This is a genomic window from Hymenobacter koreensis, from assembly GCF_039541855.1.
Lineage (GTDB): Bacteria > Bacteroidota > Bacteroidia > Cytophagales > Hymenobacteraceae > Solirubrum > Solirubrum koreensis.
In genome coordinates, this window is record NZ_BAABHA010000002.1 from 819,694 (window position 1) to 840,379 (window position 20,686).

At 60.6% G+C, this 20,686-nt stretch carries 16 protein-coding genes; 5 read left to right on the forward strand and 11 right to left on the reverse strand.

Annotated features, from left to right (window positions below):
• Positions 1–22: 22 nt before the first annotated feature.
• The gene (locus ABD903_RS06445) at positions 23–1,465 is read right to left on the reverse strand and encodes a sensor histidine kinase (RefSeq protein ID WP_345222408.1); all 1,443 of its coding nucleotides are present in this window, start codon (positions 1,463–1,465) and stop codon (positions 23–25) included.
• A 146-nt stretch (positions 1,466–1,611) separates the two neighbouring features.
• Here ABD903_RS06445 and ABD903_RS06450 point away from each other — a divergent pair, with 146 nt between their 5' ends.
• Entirely contained in the window at positions 1,612–3,237 is a 1,626-nt protein-coding gene (locus ABD903_RS06450; RefSeq protein WP_345222410.1) for a glycerol-3-phosphate dehydrogenase/oxidase, read from the forward strand.
• An 8-nt stretch (positions 3,238–3,245) separates the two neighbouring features.
• Here ABD903_RS06450 and ABD903_RS06455 read toward each other — a convergent pair whose 3' ends face one another.
• The 5 genes from ABD903_RS06455 to ABD903_RS06475 all read right to left on the reverse strand — a co-directional run bounded on the left by ABD903_RS06455 (position 3,246) and on the right by ABD903_RS06475 (position 8,818).
• A complete protein-coding gene (locus ABD903_RS06455) occupies positions 3,246–3,653 on the reverse strand; it encodes a hypothetical protein (protein ID WP_345222411.1) in 408 nt (135 codons plus the stop codon).
• Positions 3,654–3,886: 233 nt separating this feature from the next.
• The gene (locus tag ABD903_RS06460; protein ID WP_345222413.1) at positions 3,887–4,234 is read right to left on the reverse strand and encodes a hypothetical protein; all 348 of its coding nucleotides are present in this window, start codon (positions 4,232–4,234) and stop codon (positions 3,887–3,889) included.
• Positions 4,235–4,377: 143 nt separating this feature from the next.
• Positions 4,378–6,411, reverse strand: coding sequence for an excinuclease ABC subunit UvrB (gene uvrB, locus ABD903_RS06465; protein ID WP_345222415.1), 2,034 nt, complete (start codon positions 6,409–6,411; stop codon positions 4,378–4,380).
• 183 nt (positions 6,412–6,594) lie between these two features.
• On the reverse strand, positions 6,595–8,169 hold the full coding sequence (locus tag ABD903_RS06470; RefSeq protein WP_345222416.1) for a hypothetical protein: 1,575 nt from the start codon (positions 8,167–8,169) through the stop codon (positions 6,595–6,597).
• Positions 8,150–8,818 (reverse strand): RNA polymerase sigma factor, encoded by a 669-nt coding sequence (locus ABD903_RS06475; protein ID WP_345222418.1) that lies wholly within the window; start codon positions 8,816–8,818, stop codon positions 8,150–8,152. The genes ABD903_RS06470 and ABD903_RS06475 overlap by 20 nt, the downstream gene beginning before the upstream one ends.
• Positions 8,819–9,126: 308 nt before the next feature.
• Between ABD903_RS06475 and wrbA the strand changes: the two genes are divergently transcribed.
• Positions 9,127–9,741, forward strand: a complete 615-nt coding sequence (gene wrbA, locus ABD903_RS06480) for an NAD(P)H:quinone oxidoreductase (RefSeq protein WP_345222420.1) — start codon at positions 9,127–9,129, stop codon at positions 9,739–9,741.
• Between the two features lie 321 nt (positions 9,742–10,062).
• Here the strand turns inward: wrbA and ABD903_RS06485 are convergent, their stop codons facing one another.
• Both ABD903_RS06485 and ABD903_RS06490 read right to left on the reverse strand, forming a co-directional pair.
• Positions 10,063–10,812: a LytR/AlgR family response regulator transcription factor gene (locus ABD903_RS06485; protein ID WP_345222422.1), complete on the reverse strand. Its 750-nt coding sequence runs from the start codon at positions 10,810–10,812 to the stop codon at positions 10,063–10,065.
• Between the two features lie 80 nt (positions 10,813–10,892).
• Positions 10,893–12,020, reverse strand: coding sequence for a sensor histidine kinase (locus tag ABD903_RS06490; protein WP_345222424.1), 1,128 nt, complete (start codon positions 12,018–12,020; stop codon positions 10,893–10,895).
• Positions 12,021–12,318: 298 nt separating this feature from the next.
• Between ABD903_RS06490 and ABD903_RS06495 the strand changes: the two genes are divergently transcribed.
• The 3 genes from ABD903_RS06495 to ABD903_RS06505 all read left to right on the forward strand — a co-directional run bounded on the left by ABD903_RS06495 (position 12,319) and on the right by ABD903_RS06505 (position 17,123).
• Positions 12,319–13,236, forward strand: coding sequence for an ABC transporter ATP-binding protein (locus ABD903_RS06495; protein WP_345222425.1), 918 nt, complete (start codon positions 12,319–12,321; stop codon positions 13,234–13,236).
• On the forward strand, positions 13,236–14,054 hold the full coding sequence (locus ABD903_RS06500; protein ID WP_345222427.1) for an ABC transporter permease: 819 nt from the start codon (positions 13,236–13,238) through the stop codon (positions 14,052–14,054). Before ABD903_RS06495 ends, ABD903_RS06500 begins: the two co-directional genes overlap by 1 nt.
• A 468-nt stretch (positions 14,055–14,522) precedes the next feature.
• Entirely contained in the window at positions 14,523–17,123 is a 2,601-nt protein-coding gene (locus tag ABD903_RS06505; RefSeq protein ID WP_345222428.1) for a TonB-dependent receptor, read from the forward strand.
• A gap of 131 nt (positions 17,124–17,254) precedes the next feature.
• On the opposite strand, the gene ABD903_RS06510 is transcribed toward ABD903_RS06505, so the two are convergent.
• The 3 genes from ABD903_RS06510 to ABD903_RS06520 form a co-directional block, all read right to left on the reverse strand.
• A complete protein-coding gene (locus ABD903_RS06510; RefSeq protein WP_345222430.1) occupies positions 17,255–17,989 on the reverse strand; it encodes a shikimate dehydrogenase family protein in 735 nt (244 codons plus the stop codon).
• A gap of 84 nt (positions 17,990–18,073) precedes the next feature.
• Positions 18,074–18,727, reverse strand: a complete 654-nt coding sequence (locus ABD903_RS06515) for a DedA family protein (protein WP_345222432.1) — start codon at positions 18,725–18,727, stop codon at positions 18,074–18,076.
• Positions 18,728–18,932: 205 nt separating this feature from the next.
• Entirely contained in the window at positions 18,933–20,579 is a 1,647-nt protein-coding gene (locus tag ABD903_RS06520) for a S8 family serine peptidase (protein WP_345222434.1), read from the reverse strand.
• Positions 20,580–20,686: the final 107 nt, after the last annotated feature.

Genomic DNA, 20,686 nt, shown 5'->3' on the forward strand with positions numbered 1-20,686 from the left:
ACGGAAGGAAAAGAATGCGGATTTAAGCGGTGGGCAGCATCACCACAAACTCGGTGCCCTGGCCTTCCTGGGTGTTAACGGTGAGCGTGCCGCCGTGGCCTTGGGTTACAATGTCGTAGCTCAGGGACAGGCCGAGGCCGGTGCCTTCGCCGGTGGGTTTGGTGGTAAAAAACGGCTGGAAGATTTTTTCGACTACGGCCGCCGGAATACCGGTACCGTTGTCGCGCACGCGCAGCTCCACGCCGCCCGCGCAGCGCTGGGTACTTACGCGCACCTCCGGCTGGTAGCCCGGCTCGCCCTTCAGGCGGCGCTGCTGCACGGCGTAAAAGGCGTTGGTAAACAGGTTCAGCAGCACCCGCCCCACGTCCTGCGACACGGCCGTGACCTTGGGCAGCTCGGGGTCGAATTCGGTGGCGAGGGCAGCGTTGAAGGTTTTGTCTTTAGCACGTAGGCCATGATAGGCGAGGCGGAAATACTCGTCGGCCAGGGCGTTCAGGTCGGTGGGTACCCGCTCGCCGGTGCTGGTGCGGGAGTGGTCGAGCATGCCGCGTACGATACCCGAGGCGCGCTGGCCGTGGAAGGTAATTTTCTGCAGGTTTTGCTGCAGGTCTTCAATGAGGCTGGTTTCCAACTCGGCGTCGCCTTCTTCGCCTTTGGCCCACTCCTCGCGCAGCTCCTCAATGATTTCGGCGCTGACCTCGGCAAAGTTGTTCACGAAGTTGAGCGGGTTTTGAATTTCATGCGCAATGCCGGCCGTTAGCTCGCCCAAAGAGGCCATTTTCTCGGCCTGAATGAGCTGCGCTTGGGTGGTTTTAAGCTCGTTCAAGGTGTCGCGCAGCTCGTCGGCCTGCTGGGTAAGCGCGGCGGTGCGTTCGGCCACCAGGCGTTCCAGCTCAGCGTTCTGGGCCTCAATTAAGCGCTTGGCCTTTTCCTCTTCCTCGCGTTCCAGCCGCTCCTTCTCGAGCTGGCGCTTCTGGCCGCGGGCAATAAAGAAAAACGTCAGCAGCCAGATAAGCGCAAAGGCCCGCGCCGCTTCTATGGTGTCGTCGTACTCTTTTTCCAGGTCGCTGCTGATCAGCCCTAAAACAAAGTTCAGGAAGAGCAGAACGGAAAACGGCGCCACGGCCAGCAGCATGGTGCGGGCCGGCCGGTATTCCTTAATGGCGGCCAGCACCGCCATGATAACGCTCATGACCAGCAGCCAATAGCCCTTGCCCACCATGTCCCCGTCGAGCTTCCACACCCAATCGATGAGCAGCAGCACCACGCCGGGAATCCAGATTTTCATCAAGTGCTCGTCCCAGGCGGGCAAGCGCGTAGCTAAATCCAAACGGCGGCGCATCATCCGCATGACCACTAGGGCCAGCGGAATCAGGAATAACAACTCGGTGTTGAGCTTCATGAACGACTCCCGTTTAGTGCGGGTAAAGGTGGCGAAACCGCGGCGTGAGCGGGCTTTGCCCAAAGCTAGCGGGCCAGCCGTGAGTATTGCTATGCCGCCCCCGAATAAGTAGCTACGGAAGCCGCCCGGGTACCACCTTGAACCCTCTCGTCTGCACTTGCCCGGTTTCCGTACAGTTTGCTTGCCGCCCTACCTATAAAGCTTCGCTTATGCCTCCCCACTCCCCTTGGCACCCATTCCAGCGCGAAACCCTGTTGCAACAACTCACCAACACACTCACGTGGGACCTAGTGGTGGTGGGCGGCGGGGCTACCGGGCTGGGCGTGGCCCTCGATGGCTTGAGCCGGGGTTACTCGGTGCTTTTGCTGGAGCGCGACGATTTTGCCAAGGGTACGTCCAGCCGCAGCACCAAGCTGGTACACGGCGGCGTGCGTTACCTCGCCCAAGGCGATGTGGCCCTGGTGCGAGAAGCCCTGTTCGAGCGGAGCCTGTTGCTTGAAAACGCACCGCACCTCGTTAGCAACCAAACTTTTGTGGTACCGGCCTACGACTGGTGGAACCGCGGCCTATACACGCTGGGCCTGAAAGCTTACGATGTGCTGGCCGGCCACCGCAGCCTTGGAGCCTCGGTTGCGCTAAACGCAGTTGAAACGCTTGAGCATTTGCCGGGCATCCGGTCGGCGGGCCTGCGCGGCGGCGTGCTCTACCACGACGGGCAGTTCGACGATGCCCGCCTGGCCATAAACCTGGCGCAAACGGCCGTGGAGCAGGGCGGCACGGTGCTCAACCATTTCGCCGTCGATGGCCTTTTGAAAGACACCCTCGGCCGCACGGCGGGCGTGCAAGCCACCGACCGCGAAACAGGCACCCGCTATGAGCTGCATGCCCGGTGCGTGGTAAACGCCACCGGCGTGTTCGTGGATGATGTGCTACAGCTGGATGCGCCGGGTAAGCCTGCGCTGGTGCGTCCTAGTCAAGGCATCCACCTCGTGCTCGATGCCCGTTTTTTGCCCGGCCCGCACGCGCTCATGATTCCCAAAACTGACGACGGTCGGGTGCTTTTTGGCGTGCCCTGGCACGGGCAACTGGTGCTGGGCACCACCGATACGCCCATTACCGAGCGCCGCGAGGAGCCCCAAGCGCTGGAAACCGAAATCGACTTTGTGCTGCGCACGGCCGGGAAATACCTCACCCAGGCGCCCACCCGACACGATGTGCAAAGCGTATTTGCGGGCTTGCGGCCCTTGGCCGCTGCTGGCAGTAGTGGAAAAACAAAGGAACTCTCGCGCAGTCACAAAATTCTAGTGTCGGGCACGGGGTTGATTACCATTACCGGTGGCAAGTGGACTACCTACCGCCGCATGGCGCAGGACGCGCTGGACCGTGCCATAAAGGAAGGCTTGTTGCCGCCCAGCCACAGCCGTACGGCTAGCCTCCACATCCATGGAGCCCAACCTACCACCGCAACCGACCGCAAAAATCACCTTTACGTGTACGGCACCGACCAGCCCGCATTGAAGCAGCTGATGGACACCGAACCTGAGTTAGGTGCAAAGCTCGACGCCACGCAGGAATTCACCCGGGCCGAAGTAGTGTGGGCCGCGCGCTACGAAATGGCGCGCACCGTGGAAGACGTGCTGGCACGCCGCGTGCGGTTGCTGTTCCTGAATGCCGCCGCGGCTATGCGGGCCGCGCCCGTAGTAGCGGAAATACTGGCGCAGGAATTGGGCCGCGACCAGGCTTGGCAGCATAGTCAGGTGGCTGATTTTACTCAGTTGGCCCGAGGGTATTTATTGATGGATGCACCAGTGCCAACTGGTACACCCGCTTCGTAACCCAACGGCTATTTGGTCTTGCGGAAGGTGTAACGGGTCATGAAAATACCTTGGTTGGTGCTGCCGCCACTTTGCAAGGTTTGCGTGAGCGGCGTCACCTGGAACAGCTCCCAACCTTCGGCGGTAACTTCGGAGAGGTACCGCATGATGATTTCCTCGTTAACCTGAACGTTCTTCATGTTGATGCCCGTGAGGCTGAACAGGTTTTCCATCTGGGTTTCCTTGGTGCCCTTGAACTCCGGCGTGAACAGCACCCGGGAACGGCCCAAACCACCCGCCACCACCGATTCAATGGTGGTCATTTGCATGTACTGATAGCCGGGGCCCTTGGCCTGGGCGTGAGCCTGCTGCGGCAGGAGCGGCAATACCAGCAGAAGCAATAACGGCAGCAAGCGGAGGAAACGAAGGTTACGCATAACGTTGAGGTGGTGAGACATTTTCGGCGTCAAATGTAGCTGCCGGGCTTACCAGTTTCAACACATAACCATGTGACACGCTCGGCCATAATTACAATTGCGCTGCTAGGTAATTTCAGCCTCCCATGGGAACCTAAGGAGCACCAGCAGCCCACACACCACCACCCCGAAAAGAGGCATAGGTGTTCCGGCTACAGCCCACGGCGCAAATCAGCGCGGTGCTTTTTGCTTGATTACGGTACCTGTTTCGGATGCCGCAGCAAGTAAATAGCGCCGACGTTGCCGTCCTTGTCGTTTTCGGGCAGTACGCTCACCAGTTCCCAGCCCGCGGCCGACAGGTTATTTAACATCCGGCTCATGGCTTCCCAACCCAGCTGTTTGGTGTCGAATAACTTGAATTTTTCGCCCTGAAAATCCGTCACTTTCACTTCTTCCTTGCCTTGGTAAGCGGGCGAGAAGTAAATGTGGCTGCCCCGGTAGTTGACGTGCATGAATTCGTAGGCCGGGCCGGCCTGCTGGGCCTGGGCGCTGGGCAGGAAAATACCACCCCAGAATAGTAAGTAGATAAAGAACAACCGCATAAGCGAGAGCTGAAAACAGTGGCTGGCAAATCCGCTTCCGGCACACAAACCAAGCGGTGCCGAGCCCGAGCAAAAGCAGTACCAAGACAAACGCCCGATCGACTCTGTGTTGATCGGGCGTTTTCTTTAGGAAAGGTCGCGGTTTAGTCGCGCTTGGTTTTGAGCAGCTGCTTGAGCGAGGCCAGCTCGTCGCGGAACTTGGCGGCTTGCAGGAAGTCCAGCTCTTTGGCAGCGGCTTCCATTTGCTTTTCGGTTTGCTTGATGAGCTTCTCCAGGTCGGTTTTGTTCATCATGGCTACCACCGGCTCGGCCGCAATGGCCAGGCTGTTCTCGTCGGGGCCGGCGTAGGCCTGCGGCTCCGGTATGCGGTAGTCCGACAGTGAGGTTTGGTCCATGATTTCGGCGTGGCTCTTGCGCACCGTGCGGGGCGTAATGCCGTGCTCATCGTTGTAGGCTTTCTGGGTGGCGCGGCGGCGGTTCGTCTCGTCGATGGCGCGTTGCATGGAGCCGGTAATACGGTCGGCGTACATGATAACCTTGCCGCGGTCGTTACGGGCGGCGCGGCCCATGGTCTGAATCAGGCTGCGCTGGTCGCGCAGGAAGCCTTCTTTGTCGGCATCGAGAATAGCCACCAAGCTCACTTCGGGCAAGTCCAAGCCTTCGCGCAGCAGGTTTACGCCAATCAGCACGTCTATTTCGCCGAGGCGCAGCTGCCGCAGAATCTCCACGCGGTCCAGCGTTTTTACGTCGGAGTGCACGTAGCTCACCTTGATGTTCAGGCGCTCCATGTACTTGGTGAGTTCCTCGGCCATGCGCTTGGTGAGAGTGGTTACCAGCACCCGGTCGCCCATTTTCACGCGGTTGTCCACCTCGTCCAGCAAGTCGTCGATTTGGTTGATGCTGGGGCGGATTTCGATTTCGGGGTCGAGCAGGCCGGTGGGCCGGATGATCTGCTCCACCACCACGCCGCCGGAACGTTCCAGCTCGTAGTCGGCCGGCGTGGCCGACACGAAAATGGCCTGCTGGTACATGCTCTCGAACTCGTTGAACGTGAGCGGGCGGTTGTCCATGGCACTCGGCAAACGGAAACCGTACTCCACCAGCGCCGTTTTGCGGCTTCGGTCGCCGCCCCACATGGCCCGGATTTGGGGCATGGTGGCGTGGCTTTCGTCCACTATCAGCAGGTAATCCTTGGGGAAGTAATCGAGCAAGCAGAACGGGCGCGAGCCGGGCGTACGGCCATCGAAATAGCGCGAGTAGTTCTCGATGCCCGAGCAGTAGCCTAGCTCCCGAATCATTTCCAGGTCGAATTCGGTGCGTTCCACTATGCGCTTGGCCTCGGAGTCACGGCCTTCTTTCTCGAAGTAGGCGTGCTGCTGCACCATGTCGTGCTGAATTTCCTTGATGGCCTGATTGAGCGTGTCCTTGCCGGTCACGAACAGGTTAGCCGGAAACAACGACACTTCCTTCTCCTCCATAATCTTCTTCCCCGAGTCGGGCTCGATGCGGTGAATGGCCTCGATTTCGTCGCCGAAGAAGAAAATGCGGTAGGCGTAATCCAAGTACGCGGGGTAAATGTCCACCGTGTCGCCCTTCACGCGGAAGGTGCCGCGGGTGAATTCCTGCTCGGTGCGGGCGTACAAAATCTGCACGAACTGGTAGAGCAGGTTGTTGCGCGAGAACTTCAGGCCCGGCCGCAGGAAAATCAGGTTTTTGCCGAACTCCTCGGGGTTACCAATGCCGTAAATGCACGACACCGAGGCCACCACAATTACGTCGCGGCGCCCACTCAGCAAGGATGAGGTGGCGTGCAAGCGTAGCTTCTCAATTTCCTGGTTGATGGCCAGGTCCTTCTCAATGAACACATCCGTAGAGGCGATGTACGCCTCCGGCTGGTAGTAGTCGTAGTAGCTGATGTAGTACTCGACGGCGTTGTTCGGGAAGAAGGCCTTGAACTCGCCGTAAAGCTGGGCTGCCAGCGTTTTGTTGTGCGCCAGAATCAGTGCCGGGCGGCCCGTTTGGGCAATTACGTTGGCCACGGTAAAGGTTTTACCGGTACCCGTGGCCCCCAGCAGCACCTGCGACGGTTCACCCGATTCGACGCCCGCTGCCAACTGGGCAATGGCTTTGGGCTGGTCGCCGGTGGGCTTGAATTCAGAAGTCAGTTGAAACTCCATGCACAGAAGGGTTGAGCGGGAAAGGTAACCGTTCTTAACTCCGCCGCGGGGCGGGAGGTTTCCGCGAAAAAAAGAAAAACCCGCGACCAAGACTGGGTCGCGGGTTTAGCTGCTCTCGGTTCGTCCACACCCCGTGGAAACGCCGGTAGCAATGGGGAGCTGTCGGCGGGTAACGCGGCTGAATTAGGGCTGCACTACATCAGCTTTGCGGCTACCGAACTCCATGCTGGCAGCCAGGCCAATGGAATACGGCTTGGTGCGCTCCAGCCAGGTGCCGGTGGCGTTGCTGTTCATGGAGTTCAGGCCTACTTCGGCTTCCGGACCAATCATAAACTTCCAGGGTGCTTTAGCCGAGGCAAACTGAAGGCCTACGTCGCCGCGGACCGAAGCCAGGGTGCGGCGGTACGGTACGTCGTCGGTTACCGGCTCGCCGTCTACTTCCAGCCGGTTGCGCAGGAGCACGTTTACAGCTGCACCCACGGCCCCGTACAACGACCAGCCCGATTTGCGGCCGCTGTAGCGCAGCTGCACGGGTACGCTGGCGGTGGTAAAGTGGTAACGCGCTTCCTGTTGCGAGGGTACGCGGTTGGCTACCATCGGAACACCGTAAGGGTAAAGCCGGGCCGGTGCTTCTTCCACCACGGTGTTGCCCGCTGCTACCGTTAGCTCGGCAGCAGTTACCAAGCTCCACCGCTCGGCAAACTGCCAGCTGCCGCCTACCTGTCCGCGCTGGGCAAGGCCTGGGTTTAGCACTGGCTTGGTTTTGGTGGTGAAGGATTGGGTACGGGAATCGGCCGAAAAGCCGCCGGCGCTACCCATTGCCGCAACCGTATTAATGTTAGGGGCAAACCGCGAAGCCGTGTAACCCGTGCGCCAGCGCCAGGCTTTGGCGGCCGCTTCGGCTGGCTTCTCGTCTTCTTCCTGGGCGGCGGGTACTTCGGCAGCAGCCAGCGTGGGCACCTGCAGCAGCGCAGCTTTCAGAGAGTCGGGGCGGGCGTCATTTGAGCCGCCATGCAGAACCGAGGCAATGGGCTGAAGCATGCTGGCCTCTTCGCTTAGCTGGCCCGCAAAGGCGGCGGCATCGGTGGCCGAAGCCCCGGCCCGGTTACCGGCAGCGGCTGTGGTAGCGGTAGTTGCCGTAGTAGTTGCGCCCGACGAACCGGCTGCTTCACCGAAAAACGAGCGGATTCCTTCCCGAACACCGGCCGTTAAGCCCAATCCCGACTTGTCAGCCGACTGCTGGCTGGCAGCGGCTACGCTGCTGGCCGAAGCAGCCGTGCCATAGCGCGGCGCCGTAACGGTGCGGTTGCTCGTTACGTTGCGGCGTGGTTGTGCTGCAGCGTTAGAGGTGGCGGTTAAGCCTTGACTAACGGCAGCATCTTCTTCGGTGGCATTGGTAGCCGCTACAGCCTGATTAGCCGCGCCGCTTTTAGCCGGCTCTACCAGTGCATCACGCAACGTAGAAGCGGCAGCCAGCGGCGCATCCGCTGCAGATTTAGTAGCGGTGCGGTCTTGCTGCATAAGCCAGGCACCGCCGCTGAGCGAGGCCACGGCGCAGGCGGCCGCAGCGGCCCAGCGCCACACGCCTAACCGACGGCGGTAGCCTTCGTTCTGGCGCACCAGCAGATCGTTATCCAGCCGTTCCCACAAGTCGGCGCGGGGCGCTACTTCCGCCTCGGCAAACTTCTGGCGGAACAGGTCCTCCAAAGAACCGGTGGACCGCTGCTCAGGGAAATTATTATCGGTAAAGGGAGTCATTATGGCGGTAATCGAGGCGTTCCAGCTTGGTTTTGAGAATGGCGCGGGCGCGGGAGTATTGCGACTTGCTGGTTCCTTCGGAAATGCCCAGCATGTCGCCAATTTCTTTGTGTCCGTAGCCTTCGATGGCGAACAGGTTAAAGACCATGCGGTAGCGCGGGGCCAGTTCCTGAATCATCTTCAGCAATTCTTCAAACGAGTAGTTCGATAAAATGAACTCCTCATCGGCAATGGTTTCGGGGTACTCGTTTTCGGTAACGGCCAGCATGGCGGCACTGCGGCGGTGCTGGCGCAGGGCAGCGTTAATCATGATGCGCCGGATCCAGAACTCGAGCGGGCATTCACGGCGGAATAAACGCAGGTTATTGAATACCGTTACAAAACCGTCCTGCATCACGTCTTCGGCCTCAAACGTAGTTTGGGCGTAGCGCAGGCACACGGCCAGCATACGGCTGGCGTAGCGGGTGTAGAGCTCTTTTTGCGCCACGCGGCTGCCGGCCAAACAGGCATCAATCAGCTCGGCTTCAGTCCATTTAGCGGACGGTTGCAGTGGCTTCACATGCGAAACGGTTTGGGTAGCGGACGACTCGGTGCTGGGGGCCAGGGGACCAAACAAGGTGCCCACGCCGCCGGATAACGGCGCGGCCATGGCACTCATTGCTGGTTCCGACTCGCCGAGCCGGTGGTAAGGCCCGTTGCCGCGATGCGGGCGGGCTTCTGCATAAAGTAGCTGCGTTTCATACGCCTAAGGGTAACTACTGAAAACCAACCGGCCAACCCGGTCAGTGCATGTATGAGTCGGGCAGGGCGGCGGCGGTTGCACCACCCATAATTTTTTTTCTGACGGCAGTTTAGCCACTTCCTTCCGATTTACCGTACCCCCTTTTACCTGTTCTATGTATGTAGGTACATGAAACAGGTCAATGAATTTTCCCTTTTCCACTTTAGCCCCGCTGCATGAAAACGCTCGTTCTGTTTTACTCCACTTATGGTCACGTTTGGAAAATGGCCGAGGCCGTAGCGGAGGGTGCCCGGCAGGTAGCCGGTAACGAAGTGGCGATAAAACGAGTACCCGAGACGCTGCCCAAAGAACTACTCGACCAAATTGGGGCTACCGAGGCCCAGAAAGCTTTCAGCCACTTGCCCGTGGCCACCGTGGAAGAGCTGGCCGATTACGATGCCATCATCCTGGGTGTGCCTACTCGCTACGGCAACATGTGTGGCCAGCTCCAAGCGTTTCTCGATGCCACGGGTCCGCTGTGGGCCAAAGGCGCTTTGGTTGGAAAAGCGGGCGGCGCTTTTGTGAGCACCGCTACCCAGCACGGCGGCCAGGAAACCACCGTGCGCAGCGCCCACACGGCGCTGCTGCACCACGGAATGGTTATCGTGGGCCTTCCGTACACTTGGCAGGGCCAAAGCAATATCGATGAAATGACCGGTGGCTCGCCGTACGGGGCGGGTACCATTGCCGGCGGCAAAGGCGAACGGCAGCCCAGCCAAAACGAGCTGGACGGCGCCCGGTTCCAAGGCAAGTACACGGCGGAAATTGCCAGCAAGCTGGCCGCTCGTTAGCCCACTGCACTTCACGCCAAAAGCCGCGCCCACCCGCTTTTTAAGCAAATGGGCGCGGCTTTCGGCGTAGGGCGGGCGTTAAACACCCGGACAACGTGAAACGGTGGCTGTTACGCAGAGCTTGCGTTCAAGGGCTGGCGCGCAGCAGCGCGAACTTTCAGTTCGCGTCCTCGCGCGCCGTTGGAACGGTCCTAACTGTGCGGGGATACGCGAACTAAAAGTTCGCGCTACTACCCGCCGGCGCAACATAAATTATGGGCAATTCTGTGCTCATCAGCGCAAAAGCTAACGGCTAACAGCCTGAAGCCAATGGCTCGGTACTTAAAGTAAGTTCTGAGCCCGAATCAAGGAAGTGAAGGCGTCGCGGTAGGTGTCGCCGATGGGTAGCAGGCGGCCGGCCACCTGCACCTTGCCGCGCTCCACGTGCTCGATGCGGGGCAGGGCCACGACGAAGGACTTGTGGATGCGGGCGAAGCGCTGCGGGGGCAGCACCTCCTCCACCCGCCGGAACGACTGCAGGGTGAGGATCTTGCCCCCGTCGGCGGTGTAAATCATCAGGTACTCCTTCATGCCCTCGATGTAGAGAATATCGTCGAAGGCCACCCGCTGCAGCCGGTGCTCGTTTTTCACGAACATCGCGTCGGGTAAGGTGCGGGCGGGCTGCGGAGCGGGTTCGGGAGCGAGAGTTGCGGCAGAGGCAGCGGGCACGGTTACCTGACTGCGCACTTTGTTTACGGCCTGCAGAAACCGGTCGAACCCTATGGGTTTCAGCAGGTAATCCACGGCGTTAAGCTCGTAGCTCTGCACGGCGTATTGGTCGTAGGCCGTGGTGAATACTACGCGTGGGCCGGGTTTGGGCAACAGCTGCACCAGTTGCAGGCCGGTGATGCGCGGCATGTGAATATCCACGAAAACGAGGTCCACGGGGTTGTCCTGCACGAAGGCCAGCGCCACCAGCGCGTCGTGAAACTGCCCTTTCAGCTCCAGGCCGGGCACTTGCTGGCAGTAGCCGGCCAACAGGTCAAGGGCCAGGGGCTCATCGTCGATGATAACGCAGGTTAGCGGGTGCATGCAGCAAATAAGGTAGTTAAACCGATGCCGGAAGGTATACAGATTCAGCCAACGAAACGCTGAATAGCCTGTTCATTGCTCTACGCCTCGCGCAAGGTTAGATCTACCTGGTGCTGGCCCTCGGGGCTGGTAACGGCCAAGACGTAACGCTTTGGATACAGCAGCTCCAGGCGGCGGCGCAGGTTGGTAAGCCCCACCCCACCGGGCTGGCCGAGCAGGCGGCTGTCTTCGGGGGCCACGTGGTTGCGTACGCTGAAATGCAGCTGGTTATCGGGCATAACCTGCAGGCGGATAACCACGGCGGGCCGCGCCGACAGGTCGCCGTGCTTGAAGGCGTTTTCTACCAGCGGCATCAGCAGCATGGGCGCAATGGCATAGCTGGTATCGGGCGGCACGCCGGTGGTATCGAACACAATGGCCTCGGGGGCGTTACCGGGCAGGCGCAGGCGCTGCAGGTCAAGGAAGCTGCGCAGATGGGCTACTTCCTTGGTGAGCGGCACGGTGTCGGCGTTGCTCTCGTAGAGCATGTAGCGCATGATTTCGGCTAAGCGCAACACGGCTTCGGGGGCACGGTCGGATTTCTGGCTGGCCAGCGAATAGATGTTGTTGAGCGTGTTAAACAGGAAGTGCGGATTCACCTGCATTTTCAGCAGCGAGAGTTCGGTAAGCAACTGCTGACGCTCCAGCTCGCGGCGGTTACGCTGCTCGCGCATATAGTCGCCGGTAACCTTAAAGCCCGAGCTGAGGAAAATCGTCATCAGCCCGAAAATGGTGTACGGCACGCTGAACATGGCCCAGTTGCGTTCGGCTTTGCTTTGCTCCGACTGAGGCTCGGTGGTGCTTCGCGTAACATATGAAGAGCCCATGCGCAGGGGCACAAACACCAGCAGCAGACCGCATACGCCCAGCACGTATGCCAGTACCCTACTGCGAGCCAGGGTGCGGGGAATGAGCACCGCCCAGTTGATATAAAACACCAACGATGCCAGGGCATCGTTCATCAACATGCGGGGCACAAGCTGCGTCCAGGGCGCGAGGCCATTTTGGCCGTTGTGCCAACTGAAAAGCTGAACGGCATCGGTGCCGATGAGCACTACCACCCACAGCACGTGCACCCACCACGGCACGGTGGCCGTGCCTCCTGCGGCACGCGGCCAGCGTTGGGGCCACTTCACTCGAAAAGAACTGCGCACGGAAGAAGCAAGCATAAGCAAAGAAGTAGCGCATTGCCGCAGGAACCCACGACGAGCGGCAAGCAAGGTAGCGCGGAGCTGCCCACCCCCCCGCCGTTTTCAACGAACTGGCACTGCGGCTCTACCAACGCGCCCGGCAAGGGACGGAACTGCCCGTCACTGCCGACGCCCGGGTTCCGCGCTTACCAAAAGCGGGTTGGTTGGGATTTCCGCGGTGTTTTGGGCAGCGGCGGCAGTTTTGGTTGAATACCTGAAAAACGCTCAAAATGACCCAGTACGTTTGGACCAGTTCTACCCGCTACCGCCTAGCCCCATGACACCAGCCCCACTTATAGAAACCCGCAACCTGTCGTTCCGCTACGGGTCCCGCACCATTCTGCACGAGCTGAACCTGAGCGTACCGGCCGCCAGCATCTACGGCTTTTTGGGGCCGAACGGCGCCGGCAAAAGCACCACCCTGCGCATTCTGCTGGGTTTGCTGGCCACTCCGGCCGGTACGGTGCGCTTGTTTGGCCACGACCTGAACCAGCACCGCCTTCCCATTCTGAGCCAGGTAGGCGCACTCATCGAAATGCCCTCGCTCTACGACCACCTCAGTGGCCACGACAATGTAGAAGCCACGCGCCGGCTGCGCGGTTTGGCCGCCGCCCGTACCGCCGCCGTGCTCGAGGTGGTGGGCCTGAGCGCCGATGCCCACCGCCCGGTGCGCGAATATTCCCTGGGCATGCGCCAGCGGCTGGGCTTGGCCCTGGCTTTGCTGCCCGATCCGCAGCTGCTTATTCTCGACGAACCCACCAACGGGCTGGACCCGCAAGGCATCCGGGAAATGCGCGAACTACTGCTTCGGCTGCAACAAGAGCACGACAAAACCATTCTGCTGTCCAGTCACCTCATCAGCGAAATAGAGCGGGTGGCTACGCACGTGGGGGTCATTCAGCAAGGCCGGCTGGTATTTCAAGGCAGCGTAAGCGCTTTGCAGCAGCGCCAGGGCACGCAGGTCCTCATCGACACCGACGACGCCGAAACCTGCCGCAACCTGCTTCCGCTGGACCTCGGCACGGCCTCGGTGCTCAGCGCTGGTACGCTGGCCCTCCCCTACCAGTCGCGGGAGCAAATGGCTTACCTGGCCCAGCAGCTGATTGGCGCCGGCCAGCCCGTGTACGCCCTGCGCTGCCAGCAAGCCAGCCTCGAACAAACCTTTCTACACCTCACCGAAAACGCCTTGGCCTAATGGAAACCTCTTTCCTCCTCGCGCCCGTTGCTTCGCCCCTTGTACAGTTGCGCCGCGCCGTGGCTTCCGATGCCCTGAAGCTTAAGCGTACCGCCGCCCTGCGCCTCACGCTGGCCAGCGGCGCCCTGCCGGTACTGCTCTCGTTTCTGATTTACTATTTCAAGGGCCACCTGCTGCTGAAGCCGGGGCAGGACCCGTGGTCGGCGTACATCCTGGGTAGTTGGCAATCGGCGGCCGGGCTGCTGCTGCCGCTGTTCGTGGTGCTGCTTACCAGTTTACTGCTGAACGTGGAGAACAAGGCCAGCGGCTGGAAGCACCTGCACGCCCAGCCGGTGGGCCGCGGGGCGGTGTTTGGCAGCAAGCTGCTGCTGTTGCTGGGCCTGAATTTGCTGGCGCAGCTGGTGTACGTGGCCTTGCTGCTGACCTCGGGCTGGGCGTTGGGTTTGCTGCGGCCGGAGCTGCACTTCCATGACCACAGCATTCCGTTCCAAGGCATCGGCACGTTGTTCTACCACACCTTTATAGCTACGCTGGGGCTGCTGGCTATTCAGTACGTGGCCAGCCTGTTATGGAAGTCGTTTGTGGCGCCGGTGGCGCTGGGCATGGGCGCTACCATCACGGCCCTGGTGCTCATGCGCTGGGAGCACATCGACTGGATTCCCTACGCCGCGCCGCTGTTGTCGTTGGGCAGTGCTAAAAAGGCGCAGGTAACGCTGCAAGTAGCCGGCACATTGTCGAACGCCGAATGGATTTCGCTCGGCTGGTTTGCGGTGGTGCTGCTGGTTGGGTACACGCTGCTGCGCTGGCGGCAGGAGTGAGTTGGCCGATGTTTAGTTGTCGGTTGTTAGTTGGCAGGATAAGAACGCCCTGACAACTAACAACGCACAACTGACAACTACTAAGCACCAAATCAATTTATCCTTATCGAAATGCAACCCTGCTATATAGCCGGTCGACCTTTGCCGCAGATGCAAATACGCCGCCCGACCACCCACACGGCGCGCCATGTTTGCCAATGCTTATCACATGATCGGGTGATTGTTTACCAGCCATTACCACCGGTCCTTTGCAGCTTCGTACCGACTGGAACAGCCCTTCGCCTAGCCAGCTATAAATCAGCAGCTTGCCCTTACACCACCCGCTTTAGCATACTCCTTTTCTCGTTCCCTTTAGCGCCGGTTACCGCCTCCTAACGCGGCCGAATGCTGCTCGCCGGTTTTTGCTTCGCCAAAAAGCACAGCGCCGGTAGGTTCACCCACATTTCTGATTCGACACCCTTCTGCGGTATGAAAAACCCTATACTATTCCTGTTGGCTTCGGCCAGTTTACTTTCCGGCTCGGCGCTTGCGCAGGCCCCCACTGCCCAACCGGGTACCCGCCCGGCTGGGCCGCCCGCCGGTGCCCCCACGGGCGCACCCGGTGGGGCCAGCCCCCGCGCCGCCGTATTACCGGCTGCCCCGCAGGGCAGCGGCCGCATCAGCGGTACCGTTATCGATGCGGCCACCAAGCAGCCGGTGGAATACGCCACGGTAGCTGTGCTGCCCGCCACCGGCGAGCAACCCCTCGATGGAGCCGTGGCCGATGACAAAGGCCGATTTGCCATTAAGGGTTTGGCGCCGGGCTCATACCGGTTATCCATCAGTTTTATTGGCTACGGCGCCTTGGTAACGCCCATTACGCTGAGCGAAGGCAAGATGAGCCTCGACATGGGCACCGTGGCGCTAACGTCGCAGGCCAAGCAGCTGGAAGGCGTAACGGTAACCGGCGAGCGGCCCGTGGTGGAAAGCAAGCCCGACCGCCTGGTGTACAACGCTGCCCAGGACGCCACCAACAAGGGTGGTACCGCCGCCGACGTGCTGCGCAAAGCCCCCATGGTGAGCGTGGACCCCGACGGTAACCTGCAGCTGCGCGGCTCGGGCAACGTAACGGTGCTCATCAACGGCAAGCCTTCGGCCGTGGTGGCCGGCGACATCGCCCAGGCCCTGAAGCAGCTGCCGGCCGACCAGATCAAGAACGTAGAGGTAATTACCTCGCCCTCGGCCAAGTACGACGCCGAAGGCTCGGCGGGCATCATTAACATTGTGCTGAAGGAGAACAACCTGCAAGGCATCAACGGCAACGTGGGCCTGGCTGTGGGCACACGTAACTCCAACGGCAACTTCGCCCTGAACGCCCGGCGCGGCAAAGTGGGCGTGTCGGCGGCGCTGAACGGCTGGGCCTTTTATGCCCCCGGCGACCAGGAAGTAGACCGCACGGACACCGGCATCGGGGTGCTGCGGCAGCGCAACGAAGGCCGCGGCCAGGGCGGCGGCGGCAACACCCGCGTAGGCCTGGAGTACGAGCCGGCGCCAAACCACGCGCTGAGCCTGTCGTTAAACGGCAACCTGTTCCGCAACCGCAACGAGGTTGACATCGTCAACACCTATTCGTATTTCGCGCCGCCCGCACCGGGCAGCCCGGCGCGCAACCCGTTATTGAACGACTACACCCGCGACTTTCAGCAGAACTTCCAGACCCAGAGCTACGACCTGACGGGCACCTACACCCGCACCTACGGGCAGGGCAACCGCCGCGAGTGGACGGTGCTGGCCCAGCACAACCGCAACCGCAACAACCGCGAGTACACGTTCGACCAGTTTCCGCTGTTTGCCAATAGCGCGTATGATTTTTTTCAGGAGAAAAGCCCCAACCTCTCGCGCAACCTGGAAAGCACTATCCAAACCGACTACGTGCTGCCCCTGGGCGAGAAGCAAACGGTGGAAGTGGGCGGCAAGATGATTCAGCGCCGGGTGGCAAGCGACTTTGAAGTGTTTCGCACCAATCTGACCAACGGCGCGCTGGAGCTGCAGCCCGGCCTGAGCGACAAATACGACTACGACCAAGACGTGCTGGCCGGCTACGCCACCTACGCCACCAGCCTGGGCAAGAAGTACAACGTGCGGTTAGGCGGCCGCCTGGAGCGCACCGACCTGAACGGCAACTTCCAGGGCCAGGATCGGCCCTTTGAGCTTACGTTCACCAACCTGTTACCCAACGTGGCCCTCACGCGCAACCTCAAGCAACCCGGTTCTACCATCCGCCTGAGCTACTCGCGCCGCATTCAGCGCCCAAGCGTATTCTTCCTCAACCCCTACCGCAACGAGGCCGACCCGCGCAACATTCAGGTGGGCAACCCCGAGCTGGACGCCGAGTTTACCGACAACTACGAGGTGAACTGGAACACCTTCGTGAAGGGCTCCACCATCAACGTATCGGTGTTCTCGCGCCAGACCAACAACGCTATTGAGCGGGTGTTCCAGACCAACCCCTTGGGCGTGGTGGTGTCCACGTTCGGCAACGTGGCCCGCAACCAGACCTACGGCCTGAACCTGTTCGGCTCGGCCAAGCCCCTGCCCAAGTGGGACATCAGCGGCAACATCAGCGCGTTCTACGTGTACCTGTACAGCCAGACGCTGCGCGACCAGGGCCAGCGCGGCAGCAACTCAGGCGTGGTGTACTCGGCCAACATCAACTCCGGTTACAAGTTCGACAAGGGCCTGAGCGTGCAGTTCTTCGGTATGCTCAACTCGCCGCGCATTCAGCTGCAAGGCCGCGTCTCGCCCTGGCAGATGTATTCCATTGGCCTGCGCAAAGAACTACTGAAGGGTAAAGCCGACTTCACCCTGAACGCCGACAACCCGTTCTCGCGCTACATCCGCCTGGAAAACGACTTCGACAACGGCCGCTCCCGCTCCACCAACACCACCTTTGTATACAACCGCGGCGTGCGCGGGGCCTTCAGCTACCGCTTCGGTAAGCTGGAGAACAAGCCCCGCCGCCCCAGCCGCAGCATCCGCAACGACGACCAGAAAGGCGGCGAAGGTGGCGGGCAGGGCCAGGGCAACTAAGCCGCTATTCGATTCATTAGGCCTTATACACACCGCGGCCACGCTCCTGACAGGGCGTGGCCGCGGTGTTTTCAGCGGGGTTTACGCCGAGCAATGGGCCGGCAAACCCCAGGCGTGGTGGCGGAGGGCGGCTACCGATTCCATATTTTCCAGGCGTCTTCGGCTTGGCGGCAGAGCATATCGAACCCGTTTTGGGTGCTGGCCCCGGCTTCGCGGCCGAGCCGCAGAAACTCGGTTTCGCTGGGGTTGTAAATGAGGTCGAAGAGGTGGTGTTGCGGGGTGAGGGCCTCGTAGGGCAGGGCCGGGTACTCGTCGGTGCGCGGGTACATGCCCAGCGGGGTAGTGTTGATGATGAGCGGGTGCTCCTGCAGCACTTGAGGGGTAAGGTCGGCGTAGGTCAGGCCGCGGCCCATGGCGTCGCGCGAGACCAGCCAGTAGCGGATGCCCAGCTCGTGCAGGGCCGCTTCCACGGCTTTGGCTCCACCGCCGGTGCCCAATATCAGGGCCGGGCCGGCACCGCGGTACTGGCGCCGCAGGGAGTCGCGGAAGCCGCTGTAATCGGTGTTGTGCCCGATCAGCATGCCGTTATCCTTCACCTCGATAACGTTTACCGCCCCCACGCGTGCGGCAGAGGGAGCCACCTCATCGAGATACGGCAGCACCAATTCTTTGTAAGGAATGGTCACGTTCAGGCCAACCAAATGCGGCCGACGAGCTAAAAGAGACGGCAGCTCCTGTATGTGAGCCAGCTCAAACGCCTCATACGAGCAGTCTTGCAACTCTAACTGATCGAATTTCTGCTGGAAATAAGTGGGCGAGAAAGAATGACGGAGGGAGCGGCCGATCAAGCCAAATTCGCGGGGCATACACTATTGATTATAGAGGGTAACAAAAAACCGCTAGAGCGATGAGGCCAAAGCGGTTTTAAGTGCTGAATATAAAACAAAATGCTAAGCAGCCGGACGGCTGGCAAAGCGGTGCTTCAAAAACTCAATGACCACCGGCAGCACCGATATGGCAATGATGAGGAGCGTAAACAGTCCAAAGTTTTTCTGGATGAACGGAATGCTGCCCAGAAAGTAGCCGGCCACCGTCAGCGACGTGACCCATATAACGCCGCCTATTACGTTGTACGACAGAAACTTGCCATACGTCATCGTACCTACGCCGGCTATAAAGGGCGCAAACGTGCGTACGATGGGCACGAAGCGAGCAATGATGATGGTTTTGGCGCCGTGCTTCTCGTAGAACTCCTGGGTGCGCATCAGGTGCTCCCGCTTCAGGAAGCGGTAGTCACGCCGGAACACCCGCGGCCCAATGTAGTCGCCGATGTGGTAATTGAGTGTGTCGCCGAGCACCGCCGCCACAATGAGCAGCGCAATCAGCAGCACTACGTTGAGCGGGCTGCCGGGCAAAGCCGCCAGCGAGCCGGCCGCGAACAGCAGCGAGTCGCCGGGCAGGAAGGGCAGCACCACCACGCCGGTTTCGACGAAGATGATGAGGAACAGAATGGCATAGGTCCAGACGTCGTACTGCTGAATCAGCTCAGCGAGGTGCTTATCGAGGTGCAGAACGAAATCTAAAAAATGCTGTAGAATCTCCATGGGGGGCAGTTGACGTGGCTCTTGTTTTACAAAGAAAGCGGGTAGTCGCCAAACTCCCCTGTTGAACCCACATTCTACCGGTCACGGAACACGCGGCAGCACGCATCAGGCGCGTTTCCTGTGGCCACTTAACCACTTGCGCGCCCCAGCCCCCAAGCGACGCTTGGGAACCGGGGCGCCATACATTCAACGTCCGCAAACTGCTTTACTGCACTACCAGCTTCTGCCCTACCCCCGTACCGGCCAGCGTTACCCAGTACGCGCCGGGTGCCAGCGCGAGCGGCACCTCTAGGGTGGCACTGCTGAGGATTTGACGGTATACCAACTGGCCCACGCCATTGAAAATTCGCACCTCGCGGTGTAGCAGGCGCGCATCACTGGTTTGCAGTGTGAGCTTGTTATGAGCCGGATTGGGAAAAAGCCGCAGAGCCGCAGGCGCCGCAGCCGCTAGCCTGGTATTGGTAACCACGGCTTGCAGGGCCCGGGCCGCATGTACCCGACCGTGACCGTAGTATGGGTCCCAGCCCGGGGCATCTTCCGCCGGGTTGCCCACGCGGTCATCGGCGGTGGTTTGCAGCAGGGTTTTCACCTGAGCGGGCGTCAGCTGCGGCTTCACCGTGAGCAGCAACGATACAAGGCCGGCCACGTGTGGCGTGGCCTGCGAAGTGCCGCCCCAGTAGGTGTTGTAGTTGGTATTCGACTGGTGACTTAGGCCGTAGATATAGTTGCCCGGCGCCACCACCGAAATGTGCGAACCGTAATTGCTGCCGCTGGTGGTGCTCCAGAAAAAGGGGCTCGTACGTGCGTCGTTGGGGTTGGTGGCGCCCACGGCTACCACGCCGTTCAGTCCCGCGGGATAAAAGGTGGTGTTGTTGTTTTCGTTCATCATGCACACCACCACTACCACGCCGCGCTGGGTGGCGTAGTTCACGGCATCCTGCATGGCCTGGGAGGTGCTCAAGCCACCCAACGACATGTTAAGTACTCGGGCACCGTTGTTCACGGCATAATACATGGCGCTGATCCACCAGGAGTAAAAGCCGGAGTTCTGGGCGTTGAGGCCTTTGCAGACCATCAGCTTACAGGCCCAGTTCACGCCGGCATAACCTATGCCGTTATTACCGGTGGCGCCCACAATGCCGGCCACGTTGGTGCCGTGGCCCTGGTCGTCGGTAGGGTTGTTGGTGTTGGTCACGAAATTCCAGCCGTTCACGTCGTCCACGTAACCGTTCTGGTCGTCGTCGATGTTGTTGCCGGCAGTTTCCTGGCGGTTGCGCCAAATGCGGCCGCTGAATTCGGGGTGGTCGAGCTTGCAGCCGCTGTCGATGATGGCCACCGTTACGGAGGAGTCGCCGCGGGTAATGGCCCAGGCGTCTTCCATCTTAATATCGGCGCCGGCGCGGGCCGCCGAGAGGCTGAACGAGCCGGTGTTGTTCAGGCCCCATTGGCGGTTATACACGGCGTCGTTCGGGGCGAAGCCCTGCACGCCACCGGCCTGGCCTACGGCATCTACCTCCACGTACCGAAACAAGCCACTCTGCTCATATTCGCGCACGGCTTGGGCGGCGTTGGTGCCGGCAGGCAGTTCAATCAGGTACATGGCCGGGGCTGCATCTGCACCGCGGGCAGCCGGCCGTCCCGGATTGAGAGCTTGCACCCGAACCGCGTGGTGGCTGCGGTTCAGCTGCTCAAATGCCCGGCTGGGCACCGGTATGCGGTTGTTTTGCGCGGATTCGGGCAGGGCTCCGTCGGCCAAGCGCACAATCAGGCGCGGCGCGGCCGAGGGCTGTTGCGCGGAAACCACGGCCGGGCTACCGAGTAGCAGCAATAATAAGCGTAGGGTATTCTTCATAAAGGCCAGGGTAATTCGTGTCGTGCTACACCGGGGTAAGACTAGGGCGCTTTTCGCCGCGGAAGGTACAACCAAAAGTCAATTTTCTAATGCTTCAATCCTAAGCG